The 26,184-nt window shown below is 69.9% G+C and carries 30 protein-coding genes; 22 read left to right on the top strand and 8 right to left on the bottom strand.

The features are described from left to right. Positions 1 to 80: 80 nt before the first annotated feature. The 6 genes from rsmG to rpmH are packed head-to-tail and all read right to left on the bottom strand — an operon-like array spanning position 81 to position 3,347. Positions 81 to 725 carry a 16S rRNA (guanine(527)-N(7))-methyltransferase RsmG gene (rsmG, locus tag B9B60_RS08875; protein WP_084451005.1) on the bottom strand — a complete coding sequence of 215 codons (645 nt, stop codon included), beginning with the start codon at positions 723 to 725 and terminating at the stop codon, positions 81 to 83. A gap of 30 nt (positions 726 to 755) precedes the next feature. Further along, a complete protein-coding gene (locus B9B60_RS08870; RefSeq protein ID WP_084451003.1) occupies positions 756 to 1,403 on the bottom strand; it encodes a Jag family protein in 648 nt (215 codons plus the stop codon). A gap of 54 nt (positions 1,404 to 1,457) precedes the next feature. Continuing rightward, complete coding sequence (yidC, locus tag B9B60_RS08865) at positions 1,458 to 2,498, bottom strand: membrane protein insertase YidC (RefSeq protein WP_084451002.1); 1,041 nt, start codon at positions 2,496 to 2,498, stop codon at positions 1,458 to 1,460. Further along, positions 2,495 to 2,827, bottom strand: coding sequence for a membrane protein insertion efficiency factor YidD (gene yidD / locus B9B60_RS08860; RefSeq protein ID WP_084451000.1), 333 nt, complete (start codon positions 2,825 to 2,827; stop codon positions 2,495 to 2,497). Before yidD ends, yidC begins: the two co-directional genes overlap by 4 nt. Further along, positions 2,824 to 3,198: a ribonuclease P protein component gene (rnpA, locus tag B9B60_RS08855; protein ID WP_084450999.1), complete on the bottom strand. Its 375-nt coding sequence runs from the start codon at positions 3,196 to 3,198 to the stop codon at positions 2,824 to 2,826. The genes yidD and rnpA overlap by 4 nt, the downstream gene beginning before the upstream one ends. A gap of 11 nt (positions 3,199 to 3,209) precedes the next feature. After that, on the bottom strand, positions 3,210 to 3,347 hold the full coding sequence (gene rpmH / locus B9B60_RS08850) for a 50S ribosomal protein L34 (protein WP_072626039.1): 138 nt from the start codon (positions 3,345 to 3,347) through the stop codon (positions 3,210 to 3,212). Positions 3,348 to 3,799: 452 nt separating this feature from the next. Here rpmH and dnaA point away from each other — a divergent pair, with 452 nt between their 5' ends. From dnaA to B9B60_RS08805, 9 genes are all read left to right on the top strand, one after another. Beyond that, entirely contained in the window at positions 3,800 to 5,302 is a 1,503-nt protein-coding gene (gene dnaA / locus B9B60_RS08845; protein ID WP_072623292.1) for a chromosomal replication initiator protein DnaA, read from the top strand. Positions 5,303 to 6,042: 740 nt separating this feature from the next. Further along, entirely contained in the window at positions 6,043 to 7,176 is a 1,134-nt protein-coding gene (gene dnaN, locus B9B60_RS08840; protein ID WP_084450997.1) for a DNA polymerase III subunit beta, read from the top strand. Between the two features lie 50 nt (positions 7,177 to 7,226). Beyond that, positions 7,227 to 8,291 carry a phosphogluconate dehydrogenase (NAD(+)-dependent, decarboxylating) gene (gene gnd, locus B9B60_RS08835; protein WP_084450995.1) on the top strand — a complete coding sequence of 355 codons (1,065 nt, stop codon included), beginning with the start codon at positions 7,227 to 7,229 and terminating at the stop codon, positions 8,289 to 8,291. Between the two features lie 142 nt (positions 8,292 to 8,433). Further along, on the top strand, positions 8,434 to 9,639 hold the full coding sequence (recF, locus tag B9B60_RS08830) for a DNA replication/repair protein RecF (protein WP_084450993.1): 1,206 nt from the start codon (positions 8,434 to 8,436) through the stop codon (positions 9,637 to 9,639). After that, positions 9,636 to 10,208: a DciA family protein gene (locus tag B9B60_RS08825; protein WP_084450992.1), complete on the top strand. Its 573-nt coding sequence runs from the start codon at positions 9,636 to 9,638 to the stop codon at positions 10,206 to 10,208. The genes recF and B9B60_RS08825 overlap by 4 nt, the downstream gene beginning before the upstream one ends. Positions 10,209 to 10,222: 14 nt before the next feature. After that, the gene (locus B9B60_RS08820; protein WP_084450990.1) at positions 10,223 to 10,777 is read left to right on the top strand and encodes an LURP-one-related/scramblase family protein; all 555 of its coding nucleotides are present in this window, start codon (positions 10,223 to 10,225) and stop codon (positions 10,775 to 10,777) included. Between the two features lie 152 nt (positions 10,778 to 10,929). Continuing rightward, positions 10,930 to 11,298 (top strand): 2Fe-2S iron-sulfur cluster-binding protein, encoded by a 369-nt coding sequence (locus B9B60_RS08815; RefSeq protein ID WP_072623297.1) that lies wholly within the window; start codon positions 10,930 to 10,932, stop codon positions 11,296 to 11,298. Positions 11,299 to 11,300: 2 nt separating this feature from the next. Continuing rightward, positions 11,301 to 12,230 carry a catechol 2,3-dioxygenase gene (locus B9B60_RS08810; protein ID WP_084450988.1) on the top strand — a complete coding sequence of 310 codons (930 nt, stop codon included), beginning with the start codon at positions 11,301 to 11,303 and terminating at the stop codon, positions 12,228 to 12,230. Positions 12,231 to 12,232: 2 nt separating this feature from the next. Then, entirely contained in the window at positions 12,233 to 12,664 is a 432-nt protein-coding gene (locus tag B9B60_RS08805; protein ID WP_084450986.1) for a GlcG/HbpS family heme-binding protein, read from the top strand. A 10-nt stretch (positions 12,665 to 12,674) separates the two neighbouring features. On the opposite strand, the gene B9B60_RS08800 is transcribed toward B9B60_RS08805, so the two are convergent. Beyond that, positions 12,675 to 13,622 (bottom strand): AraC family transcriptional regulator, encoded by a 948-nt coding sequence (locus tag B9B60_RS08800; RefSeq protein ID WP_159451181.1) that lies wholly within the window; start codon positions 13,620 to 13,622, stop codon positions 12,675 to 12,677. Between the two features lie 243 nt (positions 13,623 to 13,865). On the opposite strand from B9B60_RS08800, the gene B9B60_RS17165 reads away from it, so the two are divergent. From B9B60_RS17165 to B9B60_RS08770, 6 genes are all read left to right on the top strand, one after another. Then, complete coding sequence (locus B9B60_RS17165; RefSeq protein ID WP_072623301.1) at positions 13,866 to 14,318, top strand: hypothetical protein; 453 nt, start codon at positions 13,866 to 13,868, stop codon at positions 14,316 to 14,318. Between the two features lie 38 nt (positions 14,319 to 14,356). After that, positions 14,357 to 15,364, top strand: coding sequence for a ferritin family protein (locus tag B9B60_RS08790; RefSeq protein WP_084450981.1), 1,008 nt, complete (start codon positions 14,357 to 14,359; stop codon positions 15,362 to 15,364). Positions 15,365 to 15,376: 12 nt separating this feature from the next. Beyond that, positions 15,377 to 15,691: an MmoB/DmpM family protein gene (locus B9B60_RS08785; RefSeq protein WP_068319621.1), complete on the top strand. Its 315-nt coding sequence runs from the start codon at positions 15,377 to 15,379 to the stop codon at positions 15,689 to 15,691. A 97-nt stretch (positions 15,692 to 15,788) separates the two neighbouring features. Next, positions 15,789 to 17,357, top strand: coding sequence for a YHS domain-containing protein (locus B9B60_RS08780; RefSeq protein ID WP_084450979.1), 1,569 nt, complete (start codon positions 15,789 to 15,791; stop codon positions 17,355 to 17,357). 1 nt (position 17,358) lies between these two features. Then, positions 17,359 to 17,685 carry a phenol hydroxylase subunit P4 gene (locus B9B60_RS08775; RefSeq protein ID WP_084450977.1) on the top strand — a complete coding sequence of 109 codons (327 nt, stop codon included), beginning with the start codon at positions 17,359 to 17,361 and terminating at the stop codon, positions 17,683 to 17,685. 116 nt (positions 17,686 to 17,801) lie between these two features. Beyond that, entirely contained in the window at positions 17,802 to 18,899 is a 1,098-nt protein-coding gene (locus B9B60_RS08770; RefSeq protein WP_084450976.1) for an NADH:ubiquinone reductase (Na(+)-transporting) subunit F, read from the top strand. A 35-nt stretch (positions 18,900 to 18,934) separates the two neighbouring features. Here the strand turns inward: B9B60_RS08770 and B9B60_RS08765 are convergent, their stop codons facing one another. Then, positions 18,935 to 19,699: an IclR family transcriptional regulator gene (locus B9B60_RS08765; protein ID WP_084450974.1), complete on the bottom strand. Its 765-nt coding sequence runs from the start codon at positions 19,697 to 19,699 to the stop codon at positions 18,935 to 18,937. 62 nt (positions 19,700 to 19,761) lie between these two features. On the opposite strand from B9B60_RS08765, the gene B9B60_RS08760 reads away from it, so the two are divergent. The 7 genes from B9B60_RS08760 (at position 19,762) to B9B60_RS08730 (ending at position 26,124) form a co-directional block, all read left to right on the top strand. Beyond that, entirely contained in the window at positions 19,762 to 20,568 is an 807-nt protein-coding gene (locus B9B60_RS08760) for an IclR family transcriptional regulator (RefSeq protein ID WP_084450973.1), read from the top strand. A 204-nt stretch (positions 20,569 to 20,772) separates the two neighbouring features. Further along, positions 20,773 to 21,564, top strand: coding sequence for a 2-keto-4-pentenoate hydratase (locus tag B9B60_RS08755; protein ID WP_072626042.1), 792 nt, complete (start codon positions 20,773 to 20,775; stop codon positions 21,562 to 21,564). An 11-nt stretch (positions 21,565 to 21,575) separates the two neighbouring features. Next, complete coding sequence (locus B9B60_RS08750) at positions 21,576 to 22,556, top strand: acetaldehyde dehydrogenase (acetylating) (RefSeq protein WP_072623308.1); 981 nt, start codon at positions 21,576 to 21,578, stop codon at positions 22,554 to 22,556. Further along, positions 22,553 to 23,629, top strand: a complete 1,077-nt coding sequence (dmpG, locus tag B9B60_RS08745) for a 4-hydroxy-2-oxovalerate aldolase (protein ID WP_234993812.1) — start codon at positions 22,553 to 22,555, stop codon at positions 23,627 to 23,629. Before B9B60_RS08750 ends, dmpG begins: the two co-directional genes overlap by 4 nt. Next, the gene (locus tag B9B60_RS08740; RefSeq protein ID WP_084450971.1) at positions 23,629 to 24,414 is read left to right on the top strand and encodes a 2-keto-4-pentenoate hydratase; all 786 of its coding nucleotides are present in this window, start codon (positions 23,629 to 23,631) and stop codon (positions 24,412 to 24,414) included. Before dmpG ends, B9B60_RS08740 begins: the two co-directional genes overlap by 1 nt. 1 nt (position 24,415) lies before the next feature. After that, positions 24,416 to 24,670 (top strand): tautomerase family protein, encoded by a 255-nt coding sequence (locus B9B60_RS08735; protein ID WP_072623311.1) that lies wholly within the window; start codon positions 24,416 to 24,418, stop codon positions 24,668 to 24,670. Next, entirely contained in the window at positions 24,667 to 26,124 is a 1,458-nt protein-coding gene (locus B9B60_RS08730) for an aldehyde dehydrogenase (protein ID WP_084450969.1), read from the top strand. The genes B9B60_RS08735 and B9B60_RS08730 overlap by 4 nt, the downstream gene beginning before the upstream one ends. Positions 26,125 to 26,184 lie beyond the last annotated feature (60 nt).

Below are 26,184 nucleotides of genomic sequence, written 5' to 3'. Positions count from 1 at the left end.
AGATGCGTTTCACGTGAAACGAGGCGATCGTCGCGGCCCTGCGTTTCACGTGAAACGCGCGGCCGTCAGGAGCGCGCGCCTCAGGTCCGCGCGGTCCCGACGGTGCAGTCGACCGTGAGCGTGGGGGTGGGGAGGACGTCCGCGCCGTGCTCGGTGATCGTGGTTGCGGTGACACCCAGTCGCCGCAGCACCATGGTCGCCTTGTCGATCTCGGCCGAGGCCGACTGCCCCTTCATCGCCACGAGCCGCCCGCCAGGAGCCACCATCGGGCAGCACCAGCGCGCCAGCTTGTCGAGGGCCGCCACCGCACGTGCGGTGACATACGGAGCGGACAGCACCCCGTGGAACTCCTCGGCGCGACCCCGGTGCACCGTGACGTTGTCCAGGCCGATGGCCTCGGTCGCGGCACCCAACCACTCCGTGCGCCGTTGCATGGGCTCGACCAGGTGCACGTCGAGGTCGGGCCGGGCGATGGCCACGGCGAGGCCCGGAAGGCCCGCTCCCGAGCCGACGTCGATGACCTTCGCCCCCTCGGTGAAGGCGTCCTCGATGACGGCACAGTTGAGGATGTGCCGCTCCCACAGGATCGGGACCTCGCGCGGACCGATGAGTCCGTGACTCACGCCCGTGTCCGCGAGCACTGCGGCGAATGTTTCGGCACGAGGAAGGCGCCCGCCGAAGAATCGGCGGGCGCCCTCGGGTGCCGCGGGGATGTCGATCGTCATGCCCCTAGCGTTTCACGTGAAACGGGGTGCTCACACCTCGGATGCATCAGGCACGGCCTCGCCCGCGGTGTCCGCCCCGGACTCCCCGTCGGCGGGCTCGGCGCTCTCGCCGTCGGCAGGGGCCACCTGTGCGGTGTGGACGACGACGAATCGTCGCGGCTCGGTGCCGGAGGAGTCCGACTTGAGGCCCGCGGCGAGCACCTCGTCGTGGACGACCTTGCGCTCGAAGGCACTCATCGGCTCGAGGTCGACCGAATCGCCGGAGGTCTTGACCTCCTCGATCGCGGTGCGGGCGATCTCGACGAGCTCGGCCCGACGGGCTGCGCGGTGACCGGCGACGTCGAGCATGAGGCGGCTGCGGTCACCCGTGGCCGACTGCACGGCCAGGCGCGTCAGCTCCTGCAGTGCCTCGAGCACTTTGCCGTCCTGCCCGACGAGGCGGCGTGGCACGCGGCCCTCGTCGGAGTCGACGATGGCCACGGCGGCGCGGTCGCCGTCGATGTCCAGGTCGATGTCGCCGTCGAGGTCGGCGATGTCGAGAAGCGTCTCGAGGAAGTCGGCTGCGACCTCCCCCTCGCGCTCCAGGAGCTGGCGTCGGTTCTTCTTCGGGACCGGCGCCTGCTCTGCGGGCGCGTCGGCCTGGTCCTCGACGACCTCGGTCGTCAGGTTGTCGCTCATGGTCTCTCCTGCGTGTGGCGGTCGACGGGCCCGGACCTCCGGGCCCATCGGGGGTCAGTTGTCGGTCCGGGGGCGGTCTTCGTCCACCGCGGAGCTCGAGCCGGCCTTCGGCGGCGGGCCGCCCTTCTTCTTGGCCCGCTTCTTCGAGGTCGGCTGCTGGCGCTGCCCGGAGATGACGCCCTTGGCCTCCAGCTCCTGGGCCATCTCGGCGTCGTGCTTGCGCTCGCGCGTCTCCTCCGGGGTGTCGATCGACTTCCCGGCCTTGCGCCGGCGGTCCTGCATGGCCTTCTCAGCCGCGGAGCCCGGGGCCGGCATGCGCCGGATCACGTAGAACTGCTGGCACATGGTCCACACGTTGGTCGTGAACCAGTAGATGAGCACACCGATCGGGAAGTACACGCCAGAGACAGCGAAGATGATCGGGAAGAGGTACAGCATCATCTTCTGCTGCTGCGCGAAGGGCCCCTCGAGAGCCGCCGCGGGCATGTTCTTGCGCATCAGCTGGTACTGCGTGGTGAAGGTCGTCAGCGACATGAGGATGATCAGCGTGATCGTCACGACCTTGACGCTGATCCCGCCCCCGGTCCCGAGGAACTGCGCGGACAGCTGGGCGCCGAAGATCGACGAGGACTCCGCCTGGGCGGCCACCTGCTGGGTGATCGGGCCGATGCCGGCCTTGGCGCCGGAGCCGATCTCGTCGAGGCTGTTCAGGACGCGGAAGAGGCCGAAGAAGAAGGGCATCTGCACGAAGATCGGCAGACACGAGGAGAAGGGGTTGGTGCCGCTGTCCTTGTACAGCGCCATCGTCTCCTCGGTCATCTTCTGCCGGGAGTCGGGGTCGGTCTTGCCCTTGTACTTCGCCTGGATCTTCTGCATCTCGGGCTGGATGAGCTGCATCTTGCGCGAGGCGTGGATCTGCTTGACGAAGAGCGGGATGAGCGCCGCCCGCATGACGATCACGAGACCGACGATGGACAGGGTCCAGGTCCAGCCGCCGGCCTCGGGCAGCCCGATCGCCGTGAGCGCCCCGTGCCACAGATACATGATCCAGGCGACGAGCCACTCGAAGGGGTACATGATGTCGCTGAAGCTCACGTGGTGAACGTCCTTCGGTCGGTGGCGTCGGTGCCGACGCCGTCGTCGTGGCCCTCGACATCGGCGAAGCGCGGCCTGGCCAGGTCAGGCGATCCGCGCTGCGCCCAGGTCTCGGGCACGTGGTCGATGCCCCCGGCGGACCAGGGGTTGCACCGCACGATGCGGTGCACGGTCAGGTAGCCGCCTCGCACCAACCCGAAGCGCCGCAGGGCGGTCAGCCCGTAGGCGGAGCAGCTCGGGAAGTAGCGGCAGGACTGCGGCAGCAGCGGGGACACGAGCACCTGGTAGCCGCGAACGAGCCAGATGAGGGGCTGGGCGAGGAGAGTCATCTCGCCCGCTCAACGAGCACCGAGCGCAGACAGTGCCGAAGGGCGGCGCCCAGCTCGTGCGAGTCGGCGTCGGCGGCCGCGGGGTTGGCCCGGATCACGACGTCGGTGCCGGGCGGCAGGTCCGTCAGGAGCGGTGCCACCTGGGCCCGCAGCCTGCGCTTGACCCGGGTGCGGGTCACCGCATTGCCCACGGCCGTGGACACGACGAGACCGACGCGCGGGGAGTCGTCCCCCCGGGCGTCGGTCTGGGTCGCGTCCGCCACTCGGGCGTGGACCACGAGCAACGAGGAGCCCTGGCGTCGAGCGCCGCGGCCCCGGATCGTCGTCGCGAAGTCCCTACGCTCCGTCAGGCGGTGCCGCGTGGGCAGCACCGGGCGGCTCGTCAGGCAGAGATCTTCGAGCGGCCCTTGGCGCGGCGGTTGCTGAGGATGGCCCGGCCGGCGCGGGTGCGCATGCGCAGACGGAAACCGTGCGTCTTGGCGCGGCGACGGTTGTTGGGCTGGAAGGTGCGCTTGCTCATGGCAGTCTCCGATGATCAGTGGGCCCAGGGCCCGGTGCTGAGGTCTGGTGGGCGGCTTCGGCCGCGATCGGAAACCCACGTCCGGCACCGAAGGAGTCCCGAGCGAGATCGTGGGCATGCGAAAGCGGCCGACAGGCCGACGTCCACGGTACGGGACGCCTCTGCGCGGGGTCAAACCATGACGGGGGCCCTCGCGCACGCGACGAAACTGATCAGGATGCCAACCCGGGGAAGACTGTCCAGCGCGACACGCCGGGAGCGCGAAGAAAGTCGCGACGTCAGGTTGCCGCCACCGGAGTGTGTTGTTAGCGTCGCACCTCACCACCCTGCCTGACGTGCATCTCCACAGTCTGTGGACAACGTTGTGGATGCACCCTTCGGCAGTGGGAGGATGACCGTCGACATCAGTCCCGATCGGCCGCCGAGCCGCAGAAAAGTTGAGGTGTGCGCCCGTGGCCGGAGGCGAGGTCGACTTCGGTGAGGTCTGGCGAACCACCCTCAACACCCTCGATGCCGACGGCGTTCCCGTCACCCGTCGCGCCTTCCTCAGCATGGCCCGCCTCGTCGGCCTCCTCGACGACACCGCCCTGATCGCCGTGCCCGACGACTTCTCGAAGAACTTCGTCGAGCAGCGACTGCGCATGCACGTCACCCAGGCCCTGTCGGAGCAGCTGGGTCGTGAGGTCCGACTGGCCGTCACGGTCGACCCCGACCTCGCCGACGGCGAGCCGCTGCCGCCGACCCAGGGCCTGGCCGAGGACGACTCGGTGGCCGCCCCCGCCGACCCGGTCGTCCAGCCCACTCCCCAGGGCCTGTCCTCCACGCTCCCGGTCGAGGGCCGTGACGACGGGCTCGTCGACGACGACCCCGAGCCGGCGCCGGTGCGCGCGCGGCGCGGCCGCCCCGAGCCCGAGCAGGTCGAGCTGACCCGGCTCAACCCCAAGTACACCTTCGACACCTTCGTCATCGGTGCGAGCAACCGCTTCGCCAATGCCGCTGCCGTCGCCGTCGCCGAGGCCCCGGCCAAGGCCTACAACCCGCTCTTCATCTACGGGGAGTCCGGGCTGGGCAAGACCCACCTGCTCCACGCGATCGGCCACTACGCCCGCAGCCTCTACCCCCACGTCAAGGTGCGCTACGTGAACTCCGAGGAGTTCACCAACGACTTCATCAACTCCATCCGCGATGACAAGGCCGCCAACTTCCAGCGCCGCTACCGCGACGTCGACGTCCTGCTCATCGACGACATCCAGTTCCTCCAGGGCAAGATGCAGACGCAGGAGGAGTTCTTCCACACCTTCAACACGCTGCACAACGCCAACAAGCAGGTGGTCATCACCTCCGACGTGGCACCCAAGCTGCTCTCCGGCTTCGAGGAGCGCATGCGCAGCCGCTTCGAGTGGGGTCTGCTCACCGACGTGCAGCCCCCGGACCTCGAGACCCGGATCGCGATCCTGCGCAAGAAGGCCATCCAGGAAAAGCTCTCCGTGCCGGCCGACGTCCTCGAGTTCATCGCCAGCCGGATCAGCACCAACATCCGTGAGCTCGAGGGAGCGCTCATCCGGGTCACGGCCTTCGCCAGCCTCAACCGTCAGGCGGTCGACATCGGCCTGGCGCAGATCGTCCTCAAGGACCTCATCCCGACCGAGCAGTCGAGCGAGATCTCGAGCGCGACGATCATGGCCCAGACCGCCGACTACTTCTCGCTGACGATCGAGGACCTGCAGAGCGCCTCGCGCACCCGCAAGCTGACGACGGCACGCCAGATCGCGATGTACCTGTGCCGGGAGCTGACCGAGATGTCGCTACCGCGTATCGGCGAGCAGTTCGGCGGCCGCGACCACACGACGGTCATGCACGCCGAGCGCAAGATCCGCGAGCTCATGGGCGAGCGCCGCGCGATCTACAACCAGGTCACCGAGCTGACCAACCGGATCAAGCAGCAGGCCGGCTGACTCCCCCTTCGCCCGATCCGGTCGTATCCGGATGTCTACGGATCATTCGATACCCATCGATATCCGGCAATCCAGCGTTGTCCACAGGCTTCTCCCCACCTGTGTGTCGCTCCGCGACCCGTCCGTGACCTACCGTCAGGTAGCTCGTCCCGGCCCCGTTCGTCCACAGATCCACAGGCTGTGGACAGTCTTGTGGGTAGTGCTCACCCCCGGCATACCGGGCAACACGCCCGGCACCGTCCACAGACGCACCCCGGACGACCCACAGCACACACCACCTCCGCCCCGAGTCGGGCCGTCGACCGCACCCCGAGGACCTGGCACCCACCGCCCATCCACATTCGCGGGGACGACGCTGCGGACGACGCTGTGGACAGACTGTGCACGAGCCCGACAGCCTTGGGACGACGCATCTGCGTCCACACCCCGTGCCAGCTTGTCGACACGCTGTCCACGTCGACATCCACACCCGAGATCCGCGCCAGCAGCGGGTTGCAGGCGGTTGTCCACGGTGTCCACACCGCCGAAGAAGATGATGAGTCCTCTCTCCATCCATTCCCTCCCCCACGCATGGCTGCTGCCCTGCCTGTGGACGTACGAGCCCTGACGAATCACAAGGTCACCCTCGGTTCCCGAACCGGCCCCCGACCACGTAATGTCAGGAACCCACGCGTCCATGCGCGTGGATCCGTGTCATTCCCATGACCTCGCGCTCGAGCGCGTCGAAGGGTAGGTCTGTCGTGAAGTTCCGCGTCGAGCGCGATGTGCTGGCCGAGGCGGTCACCTGGGTGGCCCGTGGTCTGCCGAACCGTCCGCCGGTCCCTGTCCTGGCCGGTGTCCTCATCGAGGCCACCGATGACGGCACGCTCACCCTCTCGACCTTCGACTACGAGGTCTCGGCCCGCATCACGGTGGCCGCTGAGGTCTCCGAGCCCGGCACCGTCCTCGTGCTCGGACGCCTGCTCGCCGACATCTCGCGCAACCTCCCGGGCAAGCCGGTCGACATCACGACCGAGGGCGCCAAGGTCCAGGTGACCTGCGGCAGCTCGCGCTTCGCCCTGCTGCAGATGCCCGCTGACGAGTACCCCACGCTGCCGACCTCCCCCGAGGGGAGCGGGAGCATCGACGGCACGGTCTTCACCCAGGCGGTCCAGCAGGTGCAGATCGCCGCCGACCGCGGCGACACCCTGCCGATCCTCACCGGCGTCCGGGTGGAGATCGAGGGCGAGAAGGTGACCCTCCTGGCGACCGACCGCTACCGCCTCGCGATGCGTGAGCTGACGTGGAGCCCCAACACCTCCGACGCGAGCCACATCGCGCTCATCCCCGCCCGCACCCTGTCCGACACCGCCAAGGCGCTCGGCGCCTCCGGCTCGGTCGAGGTCTCGCTCGGCGCGGCCGCCGGTGGCTCGGGCCTCGTCGGCTTCGAGGCCGGTCAGCGGCACACGACGAGCCGGCTCCTCGACGGCGAGTACCCCAAGGTGTCGAAGATCTTCCCCACCGCGAGCGAGACCGAGGCGGTCGTCGACACCGAGGTGCTCACCGAGGCCGTCAAGCGCGTCGCCCTCGTCACCGAGCGCAACACCCCGGTGCGGCTGCGCTTCAGCGACGGCCAGGTGACGATCGAGGCGGGCGCCGGTGACGACGCCCAGGCCTCCGAGGCCGTCGAGGCCAAGGTCGACGGCCCCGACATCGAGGTCGCCTTCAACCCCGGCTACCTGCTCGACGGGCTCGGCGTCCTCGGTACGACCTTCACCCGGTTGTCCTTCACCGCCCCCCTCAAGCCGGCGATGATCACCGGTCAGGACACCCAGGACGGCGAGATCGACACGACCTACCGCTACGTCCTGCAGCCGGTGCGTCTCGCCGGCTGATCCCCCCCGTCGCCCCGGTCGTGGGGTGCCACCGTCAGGAAGGCTCAGTCATGCAGATCGGTCTCATCGGACTCGGCAAGATGGGCGGCAACATGCGCGAGCGCATCCGCCGCGCCGGCCACGAGGTCGTCGGCTACGACACCAACCCCGAGGTCTCCGACGCCGAGTCGGTCCAGGCGATGGTCGACGCGCTGCAGGCGCCGCGGGTCGTGTGGGTCATGGTGCCCGCGGGCGAGGTGACCCGCTCGGTCGTCGCCGACCTCGCCGAGCGCCTCGAGCCCGGTGACCTCGTCATCGACGGCGGCAACTCGCGCTTCAGCGACGACGGCCCCAATGCCGAGCTGCTGGGCGCGAAGGGGGTCGGCTACCTCGACTGCGGCGTCTCCGGTGGCATCTGGGGACTGGACAACGGCTACGGCCTCATGGTCGGTGGCGACGCGCAGCACGTCGAGCAGGCGATGCCGATCTTCGACGCGCTGCGCCCCGAGGGTCCGCGCGACGAGGGCTTCGTGCACGCCGGCGCCGTCGGTGCCGGCCACTACGTCAAGATGGTCCACAACGGCATCGAGTACGGCCTGATGCACGCCTACGCCGAGGGCTACGAGCTGCTCGAGCGCAAGGACATCGTCACCGACGTGCCGGGTGCCTTCAAGGCGTGGAGCCGCGGCACCGTCGTGCGCTCGTGGCTGCTCGACCTCATGGTCAAGGCCCTCGAGGACAACCCCACGCTCGACGACGTCAGTGACTACACCGCAGACTCGGGCGAGGGTCGCTGGACCGTCGAGGAGGGCATCGCCAACTCCGTGCCGATGCCGGTCATCTCGGCCTCGCTCTTCGCGCGCTTCGCCTCGAGGCAGCAGGTCAGTCCGGCGATGCAGGCCGTCGCCGCACTGCGCGGGCAGTTCGGTGGTCACCAGGTGATGACCGTGGCCGAGGGCGAGGACCTGCGAGCCGAGGCAGCGAAGGGAGTGGCCTCCCCCGCGGCGAGCCACGCCCAGGAGGAGAAGAAGGTCGACAAGCCGACGACGCCGGCGCAGGCATCGAAGGGCGACGCCAGCCAGGCCGGCCCGACGAGCGGGTCGGGCGAGACCTCCGGTGGGGCCTCGGGAGACTGATGTTCGGCTTCATCGGTCTCATCGGCGAGCACTTCCAGACCCACCCGATCATGCTCAAGATGGCCTTCGCCGGCTCCGTCGGCGTCGTGATGCTCCTCATGGGGGTCTTCTGATGGCCGGCCGGCCCCCGGCGTCCTGACCCGTGTACGTCCGACACCTGAGCATCGGCGACTTCCGCAGCTATCCCGCGGCCGAGCTGGCCCTCGAGCCGGGGGTGACGACCCTCGTCGGGCTCAACGGTCAGGGCAAGACCAACCTCGTCGAGGCGATCGGCTACGTCGCCTCGCTCTCCAGCCACCGGGTCGCGACCGACCAGCCGCTCGTGCGCTTCGGCGCCGACCGGGCGATCGTGCGTGCCGCCGTCGTGCGCGACGAGCGCGAGAGCCTCGTCGAGCTGGAGATCACCCCCGGGCGGGCCAACCGCGCCAAGCTCAACCGCTCTCCCCTGCCGCGCACGCGCGACGTCCTGGGCACCCTGCGCACGGTGCTCTTCGCGCCGGAGGACCTCGCGCTCATCAAGGGCGACCCGGGCGAGCGACGCCGCTTCCTCGACGACCTGCTCGTCCAGCGGCAGCCCCGGTGGTCGGGCGTGCGCTCCGACTACGACAAGATCCTCAAGCAGCGCGGGGCCCTGCTGAAGTCCGCCGCCGCACTCCTGGGCGGCAAGCGCGGTCGCGGCCGTCGCAGCTCCGCCGCTCCGGAGGGGGTCGACCCCCGGGCCGCGGCCGAGGACGCCGTGCGCACCCTCGACATCTGGGACGACCATCTCGCGACGGTCGGCGGCCAGTTGCTCTATGCGCGGCTGCGCCTGCTGCGTGACCTCGTCCCGCACCTGCAGCAGGCCTATCGCGAGGTCAGCGCCAACCAGTCGGAGGCCACGGCGGTCTACCGCAGCTCGCTCCACGACGAGGCGGCCGAGGCGATCGCCGGCGGCGAGGTGCCCGAGCCCGACGAGCTGCGGCAGATGCTCCTCGACACCCTCGGTGAGCGGCGTGACCAGGAGATCGAGCGCGGGGTCAACCTCGTCGGGCCCCACCGCGACGACCTCGTCCTGGGCCTGGGGCCGATGCCGGCGAAGGGCTATGCCTCCCACGGCGAGTCGTGGTCCTTCGCCCTCGGGCTGCGCCTGGCCGCCTACCACCTGCTGCGCCACGACCTCGGTGACGACCCCGTGCTCGTGCTCGACGACGTCTTCGCCGAGCTCGACAGCGGCCGCCGCGAGCGGCTCGCGGCGATGATCGTCGACTGCGAGCAGGTGCTCATCACCGCTGCCGTCCCCGAGGACGTGCCCGAGTCGATGGCCGGCCGCCGCTACTCCGTCACGCTCGGCGAGGTGTCCGGCCCATGAGCGAAGGGGAGGTCCCACCCCCTTCGTCGGGAGACGGCGGGGACGAGACGCAGCCCTCGACGACGCCGGCCCCCGCGGAGGAGGAGCAGGACGCGGCGGCTGCCGCCCTGGCCCGTGCTCGCGCGGTCGCCGCGACGAAGGGGCTGCGGCCCGGCATGAAGCCGCGGCCCAAGCGGAAGTGGCAGCCCCGCGGCGTGCTCGCCGGCACCGGCCGCGACCCGATGACCGTCGGCGAGCAGGTCGAGCGACTCGTCGGCGACCGCGGGTGGCAGGTCGACGTCGCCGCCGGGTCGGTCATGGGCCGGTGGCCCGAGATCGTCGGTCGCCAGGTCGCCGAGCACTGCGAGCCGGTGAGCTTCGAGGCCGGGGTGCTCTCGGTCCGGGCCGACTCGACGGCCTGGGCGACGCAGATCCGGCTGCTGTCGAGCTCGCTGCTCGGCAGCATCGCCGAGGCCGTCGGGCCCGATGTCGTGCACGAGCTGCGGGTGCACGGGCCGAGCGCCCCGTCGTGGTCGCGCGGACCGCGGCGCACGAGCGACGGCCGGGGGCCCCGGGACACCTACGGCTAGCGCACACTGACCTCATGGGGATCCTGCAGACCGACGCCCTCGTCCTGGACCAGGTGCGCTCCTTCCTGAGCAACGACTTCGGCATCCACGACCTGACGGGTGCGCCGATGGGGCGCATCGTCACCGAGGGAGGGGCCGGATCCCGGCTGCTCATGGGCAACCGGCAGCTGGCGATCGTCGACACCGACGGCACGCTGCTCATGCGGGTCATCGACCCGCCGGGCATCGGTCTCGACCGTTACGAGGTGCACGACGGGCAGGGTCAGGTCGTCGCCCGCATCGTCAAGGAGTTCACCTTCTTCACGAAGGCCCTGCGCATCGAGCTCGCGACCGGCCCGCAGCTGCGGCTCGAGGGGTCGATGTGGGACCGCGAGTTCCAGGTGACCGGCCCCGGAGGTGTGGCCGCGACCGCGAGCCGGCACTGGCCGGGCGTCGCCGAGGCCCTCCTCGGGCGCGAGCGCTATGTCCTCGGCTTCAGCCCGCAGGTCCCGGTCCCCGAAAAGCTGGGCACCATCGGTGCGGTCATCGCGCTCGACCTCATCCGGGCCAAGGAGCGCAACAACGGTTGAGCCGAGCGCCACCGGCGCCGGCCACCGACCGACCGGCCGAGACCGGCCGGCCGTTCCGCGAAGGGGAACGTTCGCCCCCTTCGTCCGTGGTCTCGCCCACAGTGGACCCACCGGGTCGTCGGCGACCCGGCACGACCACGAAGGAGTGCTCGATGACGACGATCATCGTGCAGCCGTCGGGCACGCAGATCCACATCGAGCCCGGCGAGACGCTGCTCTCCGGCCTGCACAAGGCCGGTTATGCCTACACGGTGGGTTGCCGCCGTGGCGGCTGCGGAATCTGCAAGGTGGATGTCGTCGACGGCGACTTCTCCTACAACCGACCCGTGGCCGACTCGGTCGTCTCCGAGGACGAGCGCACCGACGGCACCTGCTTGAGCTGCCGCGCGGTCGCCGACGAGGACCTGGTCATCGAGATGCGAGACGCGTCCCTGCGGCTCGTCAACCCCCTGCTCGGCAAGATCAACGCGGCGCGCTGCGACCGCGAGCGGTCTGCGGGCACCCCACTGGAGGAGCAGTAGACATGGGCATCATGCGGATGGGTTACGCCCACGTGCGTGTCACCGACATGACCGAGGCGAAGAACCACTATGCCTCGACGATGGGTCTCTACGAGACCCTCGAGGACACCTCCCCGGAGGGCAACAAGCGCGTCTTCTACAAGGGCTGGGACGAGTGGGACCACCACTCGGTCGTCCTCGAGGAGGGGGGCGTCGGCGTCGTCAAGTACGGCTGGAAGGTCGAGCACGAGGCTGACATCGACGACGTCGAGGCCAAGGCCAGGACCTTCGGCCTGACCGTCGAGCGCATGTCGAAGGGGGACAACCCGGAGATCGGCGACGGCATCCGCTTCGTCACGCCGAGCGAGCACGTCTTCGAGGTCTACCACCAGGCGACCGCGATCGGCACCGAGCTGGGCACGCACAACCCCGAGGTCTTCCCCCGCCACCTCGTCGGTATCGGCGCCCCGGCCCTCGACCACTCCCTCATCACGACCGGGGACGTGGGCACGATGGAGCGGATGCTCTCGGACGTCTTCGGCTTCTACGCGACCGAGCGGGTGCAGACGAGCCTCGAGGACGACCACGAGTGCGTCGGCACGTGGATGACCTCCAACAACCAGATCCACCAGCTCGCGGTCATCGGTGGTCCCCAGGGCAAGCTGCACCACTTCGCCTTCCGCCTCGAGGACTGGAACAGCGTGGGGCGCGCGGCCGACCTGATGACGATGGACGACGTGCCGATCGACATCGGCCCGACCCGCCACGGCATCACCCGCGGCCAGACGGTCTACTTCTTCGACCCGAGCGGCAACCGCAACGAGGTCTTCTCCGGCGGGTACCTCGCCTTCCCCGACCGCCCGACGAACGTGTGGACCGTCGACCAGCTCGGCAAGGGGATCTTCTACCACGACCGCGAGCTCAACGAACGCTTCACCACGGTGCTCACCTGAGCATGGGCGAGCACACCCGCGGCAGCGCCGTCTTGACCCTCGAGGGGGCCGAGGCGGCGCTCGCCGCTGCTCTGGCGCACGCCCGTGAGCACGACCTGCGGATGAACGTCGCCGTCGTCGACCCCGGCGGCACGCTGCTCGCCTTCGCCCGCATGGACGGCGCCTTCGCCGCCTCTGGCGAGATCGCGATCGACAAGGCGCGGACCGTCGTCCGCTTCGGCGGGGCACCGACCTCCGGCCTCTACGAGGCGCTCGCCGGCGAGGACGCGGTGATCCGCGGTATCGGCAACCGGCCGGGGGTGGCCGCCTTCGGCGGCGGGGTCCCGGTACGCGTCGACGGCGAGCTCGTCGGTGCGGTCGGCGCCTCCGGCGGCTCGGCAGCCGAGGACGAGCAGGTGGCCGCGGCCGGAGCGGTGGCGATCACCGGGACCTAGCCTCGGGGCGTCAGGCAGCCCGGGCCAGGGTCTGGCTCGGCAGTTCCCCGAAGCGCTCCCGGTAGGCAGCGGCGAATCGCCCGAGGTGGGTGATGCCCCACGAGAGGGCGACCTCAGTCACCGTGCCCCCGCGCCCGTGGACGAGGTCGTCGTGGATGCGGTCGAGCCGCAGGTCGTGCAGATGGGCCAAGGGTGTCGTGCCCAGGTGCTCGCGGAATGCCTGCTGGAGCCGGCGCACGCTGACGCCGGCGATCTCGGCGAGGTCGACCGGGGTCCAGGGACGCGTCGGATCGGCTTCCATCGCCTCGACGACACGGTGGACGGGGCGCGGCCGCAGCGCGTTGCGAGCGGTGGGTTCGTCCGGGACCGCGGCCAGGAGCAGCCCCGTGACGAGCATGCTCGCCACGGAGTCGGCGACCTGCGGGTCGCGGTAGAGGACGCCGCCGCAGTCGCGGGCGTTGTCGAAGGTCGTGCGCGCCATCCGGAACCACGCAGCCCCCGCCGGGGTGCGCAGGTCGATGTCGGTCGGCAACCGCACGTCCTTGCGGGCGAAGACCCGCTCGCTCTCACGGTGCAGGTGCGCGCTGTCGATGCGCAGGCCCAGGACGACGAGGTCAGGAGCCCAGGCCGGCATGTGTGCGGGGGTGTCGGCCGGGAAGGCCGTGGCCCGACCGGGTGCGGCGTCGTAGTTCTTGCTGCCGATGCGGGAGGCGAGGTGACCGCTCAGCGGGATGTTGACCGCCACGGCACCGGGGTGGTCCGAGTCGATCCCCACGGTCGCGCCGAACGTGATGCGGGCCAGCCGACAGCTGTCGAGGTCGACGACCTCGATGCCCGATGCAGAAGCCCCGGGCACGGCCTTGGGGTGCATCGCGTGCGGGAAATAGGCATTGGACAGGGCGTCGTGCACCCCCTCCCAGTCCTCGAACCGGGGTGCCGACTGCAGAAGGTGCCTCATCGCACTCCTCTCGCGATCATCCGTGATCGCCCGATGATGACCCCCCAGGGTGACGGGTCCCGGTGGCGTTCCGCAGCGGGGAACGACGGTGTGCTTCCGGGTGCCTGCGTCGAGCGGACAGCGACTGCGTTCATCGGATCGTGGCGGGCGCCACACCCGGCCTACGTTGCCTCCACGACAGACCACGCCGGGGTGGTGGGGCGGACCTCGCTCCTCGTCCCCGGACCACCGAGGAGAGGTGCCATGACGCCCTTCATGACTCGCGTCGCCGAGCTCGTCGGCACGCCCCATCAGCACCACGGCGAGCTGGCCCAGGGGCCGACCACCGTGCCGCGGACCCGGATCAGCGAGCGGGTGGCGACCGGGACCGGCGCCGACCGGCACGTCGCCCTGCGGTCGCTCGCCGAGCAGTACGTCTGCGAGGCGAATGCCGTCCTCGGGTCCGAGCGCGAGCATCTCGGCCTCGTCGACGAGACCCTCCCGAACGAGCTGGCGTTCACCGTGACCTTCGGTGACGCCGGTGCCCGGTGCTCCACGACCTTCGCCGACGGCCGAGCGGTCGGTCGTCTCGTCGGCACCTTCGACGAAGGGGGTGACGAGCGTGAGCTCGACGGTCCCGACGCCCTGCCGGATCTGCTCGTCCGGCTCCTGGAGACCGCCCCGACGCAGGCGACGCGCACCGCGCAGCCGAGCTGACCCCCTTCGCCAGTCCACCAGACCAAGGAGAACGTCCAGTGCAGTACGAGCTCAAGACCCAGGTCATCGAACCCCAGCGGCAGACCTTCACCCACATCGCGAAGCGCTATGGCGACAAGCCCGCCTCGCGCTACATCGAGGGCAGCATCGACGTGCAGCCCAAGGAGAACTTCCAGTACCGACCGACGTGGGACCCGACGCGGGAGATCTTCGACGACTCCTACAGCGTCTTCCGGCTGACCGATGCCTACAGCTACCTCGACCCGCGGCAGTACTACTACGCCCCCTACGTCACCGCCCGCTCCGGCCACCACGAGGCCTTCGCGACCTCGCTCGAGTACATCGAGGCACGTGGGCTGCTCGAGCGTCTGCCCGACGGCTGGCGCAGCGTCCTCACCGAGCTCGTGCTGCCCCTGCGGCACCTCGAGAGCGCCGGCCAGCTGATCCTCTGCGGGATGGCCCGCTTCGGCTGGGGCGCGACGGTGACCCAGGCGGCTGCCTACTCGGCCTTCGACCGGGTCGGCAACGCTCAGGTCCTCAGCCGGGTCGGCATCGCCCTCGGCGGCGGCACGGCGGACCTGCTCGCCGAGGCCAAGGAGCACTGGCTGCAGGACGCGCCCCTGCAGGAGCTGCGCCGGATGGCCGAGGAGACCATCGTCGAGACCGACTGGGGCCTGGCGCTCTTGCGTCTCGACGCCGTCGACCGGCTCGTGTACGACCTGCTGTACCAGCACCTCGATGACCAGGCCGTCGTCAGCGGTGCGCCGGCCTACTCGCTCGTCGCGCAGCACATGGCGAGCTGGTTCGCCGACAACCGCAGGTGGATCGACGCGCTGTACACGGCCTGGCGCGAGGACCCCGAGCTCGGTGCGACCAATGCGGCCCTCATCGCGGAGCACGGTGCGGCCGCCGTCGACACGGCGCTCGAGGTCGTCACCCCCTTCGCCGCCCGCATCGACGAGCTGCTCGGCGGTAGCTCGGCCGTCGACCGGATCACCACGACCGCCGCCGAGGTGCGCGCTGCGCACACCGGCGCGGCCGCCTGAGAGGAGAGCACCATGCAGGAGCAGACCACGGCAGACGATCCGCAGACGAAGGGTGTCCGCGACGTCGGCGTCGTCATCCAGGAGTCGGAGAACAACCGGCCCGTCATCGAGGCCATCGAGGCCGACAACCCCGGGTGCAGCGTGATGCACACCCCCGGACTCGTCCGCATCACCGCCCCGGGCCGCATCGTGGTCACCCAGGAGACCGTCGAGGAGAAGCTCGGCCGGGAGTGGGAGACGCACGAGTTCCAGATGGCGATCGTCAGCTACTTCGGCAACATCCAGGAGTGGGACGACGACGAGATCGTCATCGCCTGGGACCACTGAGACAGACAGACAGACCAACCGACCGCATCAGGTCTCGAGGCTCGGGCGCCCGGCGCCCTCACACCTCGACCACCGTTGACCACAGGAGAGACCCACGATGACACTGGCACCGGAGAAGAAGACGAAGAAGGCCAAGAAGCTGTCGATGAAGGCCCGCTACGAGGCCCTCACCCGCGGCCTCGACTGGGAGCCGTCCTACGTCGAGAAGGACGAGATGTTCCCGCACCTCGACTACGAGGGCATCAAGATCCACGACTGGGCGGCCTGGGAGGACCCCTTCCGCCTGACGATCGACGCCTACTGCAAGTACCAGGCCGAAAAGGACAAGCGCCTCTACGCCGTCCTCGACGGCTTCGCGCAGGGGCAGGGCCACCTCGGCCTGACCGATGCGAGCTACCTCAACGCGATGAAGATCTTCATCCAGGGCGTCACCCCGCTCGAGTACGGCGCCCACCGGCACTTCTCCTACCTGGCGCGGCACTTCGCCGGACCCGGCCCGCGGTTTGCGGCACTGTGCCAGTCGATCGACGAGATCCGTCACATGCAGACCGAGATCCACACCCTGTCCAACTACAACAAGTACTACTCGGGCCTGCACAACTGGCCGGAGCAGTACGACCGGGTCTGGTACCTGTCGGTGCCCAAGAGCTTCATGGAGGACGCACTGTCCTGCGGGCCCTTCGAGTTCCTCATCGCGATCGGCTTCTCCTTCGAGTACCTGCTGACCAACCTGCTCTTCGTGCCCTTCATGTCCGGGTCGTCCTTCAACGGCGACCTGCCGACGATGACCTTCGGCTTCTCGGCGCAGTCCGACGAGTCGCGGCACATGACCCTGGGCCTCGAGGCGATCAAGTTCCTCCTCGAGCAGGACGAGGCCAACGTCCCAATCGTCCAGGGCTGGATCGACAAGTGGTTCTGGCGCTCCTACCGCGTCACCGCACTCGTCGCCCAGATGCTCGACTACATGCTCCCGCGCAAGGTCATGAGCTGGAAGGAGTCCTTCGAGCTGTACTTCGAGGAGCAGATGCTCGGAGGCCTCTTCGAGGACCTCGCCTTCTACGGCATCACGCCTCCGCGCCACGTCGAGGACGCCATCAAGGAGAAGGAGATCCTCTCCCACCAGGTGTACTGGACCCTCTACCAGTTCTCCTTCGCGGCCGCCTTCACGACGAGCGCTCCGAGCGAGGAGCACATGGACTGGCTCTCGCAGGCCTACCCCGACACCTTCGACACCCACTACCGACCGCTCTGGGAGAAGGAGAAGAAGAACATCGAGGCCGGCGGACGGCATTTCGCGCCGGGCCTGCCCCAGCTGTGCCAGGTCTGCCAGGTGCCGATGCTCTTCACCGAGCCCGGCGACCCGACCACCTTCGCCCAGCGTGAGTCCGAGTTCGAGGGCGAGATCTACCACACCTGCTCCAACGGCTGTCAGTGGATCTTCGAGCGCGAGCCGGAGAAGTACCGCCAGGCCTGGCTGCCCGTGCACCAGATCTACCAGGGCAACTGCGGGGGTCCGACCGTGCCGGAGGTGCTCGAGTGGTACGGCCTGCAGGACGGCGACGCCGGTGAGTACATCGGATCGCGCGACCACCGCAACTGGCTGGCCTGGCACGACGAGGCCGCAGCCGACACCGCCACCCCCGACGACACGAAGGCAGGTGCCTGACATGGCGATCAAGAGCCTGGGCGCGTACGACTTCCCCTCCCGCTCCCGGCAGGAGCTCTACGGCGACGACCAGCTCGTCTCCGTGTGGTTCCAGGACACGATGTGGTTCGCCGCCCCGGCGATGTTCCGGGCACCGAGGGCGATGACCTGGGCCGACTTCCGGGACCAGATGTTCGTGCCCTTCGCCGAAGAGGACCCCGACTACGACCCCGCTGCTCCCCGCACGTGGACGCTGCACGGCGCCCCCTTCGAGCCGCGTGACGACCAGACGCTCGCCGAGCTCGGCGTCCGTCACAAGGACGTCATCGGCACCCGCGTGGCCGCCTGAGGTGGAGACGACGATTCCCTGAGGCGCTCCTGCGTGGCGCTCCGGGGAATCGTCGTCTCCCACACGTCCCGCACACGCCGTCAGCTCCCCCCTTCGTCCCGCTCGAGGAGAGACCCATGACCACCCACACGATCACCGTCGAACCCGTCGGCCGCGAGGTCGAGTGCGGCGAGGACCAGACGATCCTCGACGCCTGCCTGCGGGCGGGGGTGTGGCTGCCGCACAGCTGCACCCACGGCACCTGCGCGACCTGCAAGGTCGACAAGCTCGACGGCGAGGTGGACCTGGGCGAGGCGAGCTCCTTCGCCCTCATGGACTTCGAGCGGGACGAGGGCAAGCTGCTCACCTGCTGCGCGAAGCCCCGCGGGGACGTGACGATCGAGGCCGACCTCGACGTCGACGAGGACATGGAGGTGCACCCGGTCGAGGACTACACGGGCACCGTCGTCGTCCTCGAGGACATCGCGCAGGACACCAAGCGGCTCGTCGTCGAGCTCGATCGTGAGGTCGGTTTCAACGCCGGCCAGTACATGAAGTTCACCGTGCCCGGCGCGGACGGGGCCGAGCCGTGCGACCGCACGTGGTCGATCGGCTCGCCCCCCGGAGAGAGCTCCCGGCTGGAGTTCCACATCCGCAACGTGCCCGGCGGGCGCGGGACGGACGGCTGGGTCTTCTCCACCCTGGCGACGGGGGACGAGGTCCGGTTGTCGGGGCCCTACGGGCGCTTCGTGCTCAAGACGGGTGACGACAAGCACGCGATCCTCGTCGGTGGCGGCACGGGTGTCGCGCCGCTGAAGTCGATGGTCCGGCACGCCCTCGAGGCGGGCGAGTACGAGGGAGACCTCACCCTCTACGCCGGAGGGCGCACGCGAGCCCACCTCTACGACGTCGACGTCTTCCGGGCGCTCGCCGACGAGTACGACGAGTTCACCTACCGGCCCTGCCTCTCCGACGAGACGCCCGAGCAGGTCGAGGCCGACGGCGAGGACCCGGACGACTACGCCTTCGGCATGGTCACCGATGTCATCGAGGCCGACCACGCGAAGCTCTCCGGCTGCCGCGGCTACCTCTGCGGCCCGCCGCAGATGGTCGACGCGGCCCTGAAGACCCTGATGAGCCGACGCCTCTTCCCCCGGGACATCTTCCGCGAGGACTTCTTCGACGAGTCGGACAAGAACTCCACAGGCCTGAAGAGTCCGCTCATCAAGCGCTGAGCGTGGCCCGATCGAAGGCCGGCTGGCTCGATGACCTACAGGTCGGCATCCCGCAGCTGTCGCGAGATGGCGAAGGCCGCGGTCCGCACCGCCACCCCCAGGCGCTGCAGGTCCATGCGCTGGGTCGGACCGGTCACCGAGAGCGCCGCGCGGATCTTCGAGTCCGCGCCGAAGACCGGGGCGGCGACGCACGAGACGCCGACGTGGGACTCCTCGTGGTCGTAGGAGGTGCCCTCGGTACGGATGTCCTGGAGGTTGCGGGCCAGCGCTCCCGGGGTGACGAGCGTGCGCGGCGTCATCGCGGGCAGGCCGGCTTCGACCCGCTGCGCGAGGACGGCCCTGGGCGAGTAGGCGAGCATCGCCTTGCCCACCCCCGTGGCATGGGCCGGCAGCCGGCCACCCACCTGGGAGGTCAGCCGCGGTCCCTGGCCCCGGACGATCTCGATGTAGACGACGTCGATCCCGTCGAGGGTCGCCAGGTGCACCTGGCGCTCGGTCGCCTGGTGCAGGTCGACCATGAGCGGCCGGGCGACCTGGCTGAGCGAGCGCGGCAGCGGGACGCTCGAGCCGATCTCGAAGAGCCGTACGCCGAGGACGAGGCGACCGTCGGGGGTGCGCTCGAGGAGGCGCTCATCGACGAGCTGCCCGACGAGCCGGTGCACGCTCCCCTTCGCCAGGCCGGTGCGGGTCGCGAGCTCGCTGATGCCGAGCGGGGTGTCGGCCCCTTCGAGGGCACCGAGGACGGCCGCGACCCGCCCGACGACGGAGGTGGGTGGGTCGTTCGACTCAGCGGAACGCATTCCTTGATCATGCCCGATCCCCGGGCCCACAGTGCAGCATCGAACCGAAGGAGTGGACGACGATGACCGCTGCGACGCACGACCCCCAAACCGAGGCCGACGCCTGGTGCACGCCGAAGCCCACGCGGGCCACGGGTGGCGGACTGCGCTCGGTCGGGACCGCGCTCGACGTGCTCGAGTGCTTCGCCGTCGACTCCGCCCTGGGCGTCTCCGACGTCGCGCGCCGCCTCGGCGTCGCGAAGTCGACCGCCCACCGCGTGCTCACCACCCTCGCGAGCCGCGGTTTCATCGAGCAGGACAGCCAGGGGCTCTACCGGCTCGGGCTGCACCTCTACGACCTCGGGATGCTCTCCCACGCCCGCAACGGTCTGCGCCATGCAGCCTTGCCTGTCATGCAGGCCGTCGCCGAGCAGACCAGGCACACCGTCAACCTGGGCGTGCCCGACGGAGGCGACGTCGTCTTCATCGAGCGCATCGAGTCCGTCGACGGCGTGCGCATCCTCGGGCACAGCGGGCGGCGGCAGGCAGCCCACTGCGTCAGCTCGGGCCTGGCCATCGCGGCCTTCAACCCCGACGTCGACCGCGCCCGTCGCGAGGCCGGCTTCCCGCCCCGCACGCGCGGCACCGTGCGTCGGGTCGAGGAGTGGGAGGAGGCACTCGGCGTGGTCCGCCAGCGCGGCTATGCGGTGCTGCACTCCGGCTCCATCGCCGGGGCCAGCTCGGTCGCCGTCCCGATCCGCTCCCAGGGGCGTGCCATCGGCTCCTTGTCGGTCTTCGGCCCGACGCCCCTCATCGAGGCGGACGTGCGGCGGGTCGTCCCGCTGCTCACCGCCGCCGCCAACCGCATCGCCCGGCAGTACCAGTCCTGACCACCCGTCCCACGCTCCGCGAGGCCGCATTGCCCTATGGCAATGCGCGAGGAGGCCGCATTGCCCTACGGCAATGCAGCCTCAGGGGGCCGTGGCACCACTGGATGGACGAAGGGGGGAGCCCCCTTCGTCCACCCCCACCTGACGTTCCCGTGCCGGGAACGGCCCCACCGACCCACGAAGGACGGACCTAGCGTGACGACCATGACCGACTCCTCAACCCGGACCCGGGCGGCGCAGATCCTCCTCGAGGCCTATGCCACCGGCACGCCGGTCGCGCCGCTCACCGAGCAGTTCGACGGCCTGACCGTCGAGGACGCCTACGCCATCCAGCTCGAGCAGGTCCGCTCCTGGACCGACGCCGGCCGCCGGATCATCGGCCACAAGGTCGGCCTGACCTCGCTGGCGATGCAGAAGCAGCTCGGCGTCGACCAGCCCGACTTCGGTCACCTCACCGACGACTTCGCCCACCTCGAGCACGAGCCGATCGCCCTCGACACCTACCTCCAGCCGCGCGTCGAGCCGGAGATCGCCTTCGTCCTGCGCAAGCCGCTCACCGGCCCCGGGGTCACCCTCACCCAGGCGATCGACGCCGTCGACTACGTGCTGCCGGCCCTCGAGGTCGTCGACAGCCGGGTCGCGGACTGGAAGATCAAACTCGCCGACACCATCGCCGACAACGCCAGCTCCGGTGGCTTCGTCCTCGGCAGCACGCCGACCCGCCTCACCGACGTCGACCTGCGCCTCACCGGGTGCGTCTTCACCCGCAACAGCCAGGTCGTCGGCACCGGTGCCGGCGGAGCGGTGCTCGGCTCCCCCATCAACAGCCTCGTCTGGCTGGCCAACACCGTCGGTGCGCTCGGCACGACGCTCGAGGCCGGCCACGTCATCCTCCCCGGGTCCGTCACCTCGATGGTCCCCGTGGCACCCGGCGACGTCTTCACCGCGACCTTCGGTGGTCTCGGCAGCGTCACGGCGTGCTTCGCGTCGAAGTGAAAGGTGAACCCATGACCACCCGCACCAAGGGAACCGCCGCCATCGTCGGCCCCGGCAACATCGGGACCGACCTGATGTTCAAGCTCATGCGCCGCTCCGAGGTCCTCGAGCCGCGCTACATGGTGGGCGTCGACCCGAGCAGCGACGGTCTGCGCCGGGCGAAGACGCTCGGCCTCGAGGCCAGCCACGAGGGCGTCGACTGGCTGCTCGCCCAGGACGAGCTGCCCGACGTCGTCTTCGAGTGCACCTCGGCCAAGGCCCACGAGGCCAATGCGCCGAAGTACGCCGAGGCCGGCATCCTCGCCGTCGACCTCACCCCTGCTGCCGTCGGCCCGTACCTCTGCCCGCCGGTCAACCTCGACTTCAACCTCGACGCGACCAACGTCAACATGATCACCTGCGGTGGCCAGGCGACGACCCCGATCGTCGCGGCCGTCTCCTCGGTCGTCGACGTGCCCTACGCCGAGATCGTCGCCTCGATCTCGAGCAAGTCCGCCGGCCCCGGCACCCGGGCCAACATCGACGAGTTCACCGAGACGACGAGCGAGGCGCTCGAGGTCGTCGGCGGGGCGAGGTCGGGCAAGGCGATCATCATCCTCAACCCCGTCGAGCCGCCGCTGATGATGCGCAACACCGTCTTCTGCGCCATCCCGCAGGAGGCCGCCGAGGCGGGAGCGCTCCACGACAAGGTGCAGGAGTCCATCGCGGCCATGGTCGCCCGCGTGCAGGAGTACGTCCCCGGTTACCACCTGCGCGCCGACCCGCAGTTCGACCACGCCCGGGACCTGTGGCAGGGCATGGCCCGGGTCACCGTTCCGATCGAGGTCAAGGGTCGCGGCGACTACCTGCCGGAGTACGCCGGCAACCTCGACATCATCACGTCCGCCGCTGCCCGCGTGGGCGACATGATGGTGGCCCACCGCCTGGGGGTCGACTCCGGCTGGGTCCCCGCGGACACCGACAGCACGAGCGTCCAGGAGGCGACGGCATGAGCACCGAGATGACCCACCCCATCCCCCAGTTCTCCGGTGACGTCGACGTGCGAATCACCGACACGACGCTGCGTGACGGCTCGCACGCGATGTCGCACCAGTTCACCGAGGAGCAGGTGCGCACCACGGTCCGCGCTCTCGACGACGCCGGCGTCCAGGTCATCGAGGTGACCCACGGCGACGGCCTCGGCGGCTCCTCCTTCAACTACGGCTTCTCCGCCGTCGACGAGATGTCACTCATCAAAGCGGCCGTCGCCGAGGCCCACCGGGCGAAGATCGCCGTGCTCATGCTCCCGGGCCTGGGCACCGTGGACAAGCTCCACGAGGCACACCAGATGGGCGCCCAGATCGCCCGGATCGCGACCCACTGCACCGAGGCCGATGTCTCGATCCAGCACTTCGGCGCCGCGCGCGAGCTCGGCATGGAGACCGTCGGCTTCCTCATGCTCAGCCACATGATCGGCCCGGAGGAGCTGGCCAAGCAGGCCCGGATCATGGTCGACGCGGGCTGCCAGTGCGTCTACGTCGTCGACAGCGCCGGCGCGCTCATCCTCGAGGACGTCTCGGACCGCGTCTCGGCGATCATCGCCGAGATCGGCCAGGACGCCCAGGTCGGCTACCACGGCCACCAGAACATGTCCTTCGGCGTCGCCAACTCGGTGCTCGCCCACCGGGCCGGCGCCCGCCAGATCGACGGCTCGCTGTGCGCCCTCGGTGCCGGTGCGGGCAACTCGCCGACCGAGGTCCTCGCGACCTCCTTCGAGCGTCTGGGCATCACTACGGGCATCGACGTCGGTGGTGTCCTCGGGGCGGCCGAGGACGTCGTCAAGCCCTTCATCCGCCGGATGCCGATCATGGACCGCTCCTCGATCACCCAGGGCTACGCGGGCGTCTACAGCTCCTTCCTGCTCCACGCCGAGCGGGCCGCCGAGCGCTACGGTGTCCCGGCACACGAGATCCTCATGAAGGTCGGTGAGTACGGCTACGTCGGCGGCCAGGAGGACATGATCATCGACGTGGCCCTCGAGCTGCGGGAGCAGCAGCAGCGCGCCGGCGCGACGGTGGGTGCCTGATGGCCGCCTGGGACGTCGAGTCGGTCGCCACCGAGCTCCTCGCCTGCGAGGACGAGCGCCGCGACCGCACGAAGTTCACCGACGAGTGGCCCGAGCTCGACGTGGCCACCGGCTACGAGATCCAGGACCTCACCCTTCAGCGCCGCCTCGACCGCGGCGAGAAGGTCGTCGGCATCAAGCTCGGCCTCACCTCACGGGCCAAGCAGCAGCGCATGGGGGTCGACACCCCCTTCGTCGCCTGGCTCACCGACGCCATGGTGCTGCCGGCCGGTGACCCGGTCCCCCAGGACCAACTCATCCACCCGCGGATCGAGCCGGAGCTCGTCTTCGTCATGGGTGAGCGGCTCGAGGGCCCCGGCGTCACCGCTGCCCAGGCGATGGCGGCCGTCGACCACGTCCTCGGCGGGGCCGAGGTCATCGACAGCCGCTACCGCGACTTCAAGTTCGCCGCCGGTGACGTCATCGCCGACAACGCGAGTTCCGGCGCCTTCGTCACCGGGCCGGTGGCCCTCCCGCCGAGCGAGCTCGACCTCTCCCTCGAGGCAGTCCTCGTCGAGGTCGACGGGCAGGTCGTCGACTCGGCGACCGGTGCCGCCGTGCAGGGACATCCCGGCGAGGCGCTCGCCCTCGCGGCCAACGACCTCGCCACGCGGGGCCACGCCATCGAGCCCGGCTGGATCGTCCTCACCGGCGGCATGACCGACGCCTACTTCGCGACCCCGGGCAGCTCGATCTCGTGCCACTTCACCAACCTCGGCTCGGTCCGGATCCACGGGGGCGAGTGACGTGCCCGTCGTGCAGGTGACCCTGACCCAGGGGCGCAGCCCCGAGACGATCCGCTCGATGATCTCCGCGGTGACCCAGGCGCTCGCCGACACCGGCGTCGCGCCGAAGGAGAACGTGCGCGTGCTCGTCACCGAGATCCCCACCGAGCACTTCGCCGCAGGCGACGTGACGATCGCCGAGCGCAAGGCAGCCCAGACGGCCGCAACGGGTGACCCCGCGGCGGCTCCCACCACCCCACCGCAGGAGACACCGTGAGCACCCAGTTCTTCGGCCACATCATCGACAACGAAGAGGTCGAGTCCATCTCGGGCGAGCGCTTCGACGTGTGGAACCCGTGGACGCAGGAGGTCTTCGCTCAGGCCGCCGAAGGCGGCGCCGAGGACGCCGAGCGTGCCATCGCCAGCGCCCGCAAGGCCTTCGACGAGGGTCCGTGGCCGCGGATGACCCATCCCGAGCGGGCCGCCGCGATCCACAAGCTCGCCGACCTCATGGAGGAGCGGGCCGACGAGCTGGCGACGCTCGACTCGACGAACATGGCCAAGCCCTTTGCCCAGGCCAAGCACGACGTCGGCCGGTCCGTGGCCAACTTCCGTTTCTTCGCCGACCACCAGCGCGACCACACGGGCGAGGTCTACCCGATGCCGTCGGGGCACCACACCTACAGCGAGTTCGGCCCCGCCGGGGTCGTCGCGGCGATCTCGCCGTGGAACTTCCCGCTGATGATGGCGACGTGGAAGATCGCCCCGGCGATCGCCTGGGGCAACACGTGCATCATCAAGCCGAGCGAGGACACGCCGGCCTCGGTGACCCTGCTCGGGCGCCTGGCCGTCGAAGCGGGCTTCCCGCCGGGCGTGCTCAACGTGCTCAATGGCCACGGCGCCCCCGCGGGCTCGACCCTGACCGCCGACGACCGGGTCGACCGGGTGACCTTCACCGGGTCGTCCGTCACGGGCAAGGCGGTCATGGCCTCGGCCTCGACCCACCTCGCCCCGGTCTCGCTCGAGCTCGGCGGCAAGGGCGCCAACATCGTCTTCGACGACGCGGACATCGACAACGCCGTGTACTGGGCGGTCGAGGCGATCTTCCGCAACTCCGGCCAGATCTGCCTCGCCGGCTCGCGCCTGTATGTCCAGTCGGGCATCTACGACGAGTTCATGGAGCGTTTCGTCGCCGCGGCCGAGGCCCTGACGATCGGTGACCCCTTCGACCCGGAGGTGGCGTTCTCCTCGCTCGCGAGCAAGAAGCACTTCGACAAGGTGTCGGGCTATCTCGAGGACGTCGAGGAGCAGGGCGGCACGGTCCTCACCGGCGGCGTGGACGAGGGGGGCCGCTGGCTGGTCAGGCCGACGATCCTCACCGACCTGCCTCTGGACTCCCGCCAGTACTGCGAGGAGATCTTCGGCCCGGTGTGCGTCGTCAACCGCTTCGAGACCGAGGCCGAGACGATCCACCTGGCCAATGACACCCGCTACGGGCTCAACGCGATGCTCTTCACCGAGAACCTCTCGCGGGCGCACCGCGTCTCCTCACACCTGCGGGCCGGCACGGTGTGGGTCAACTGCTTCTTCATCCGCGACCTGCGCACCCCCTTCGGTGGGGTCGGTGACTCGGGTGTGGGCCGGGAGGGCGGCAACTTCAGCCGCGAGTTCTTCACCGAGCCCAAGGCCGTCGTCATGCAGATCGACCGCACCGTCGAGGGTGCCTCCTGACAGTCCGAAGGGGGGTCCACGTCACCTCGTCGATTGGCGGACCCCCCGGGTTGTTATGGC

Source organism: Janibacter indicus, from assembly GCF_900176385.1.
GTDB lineage: Bacteria > Actinomycetota > Actinomycetes > Actinomycetales > Dermatophilaceae > Janibacter > Janibacter indicus.
This window is presented reverse-complemented; position numbering and strand designations above follow the sequence as displayed.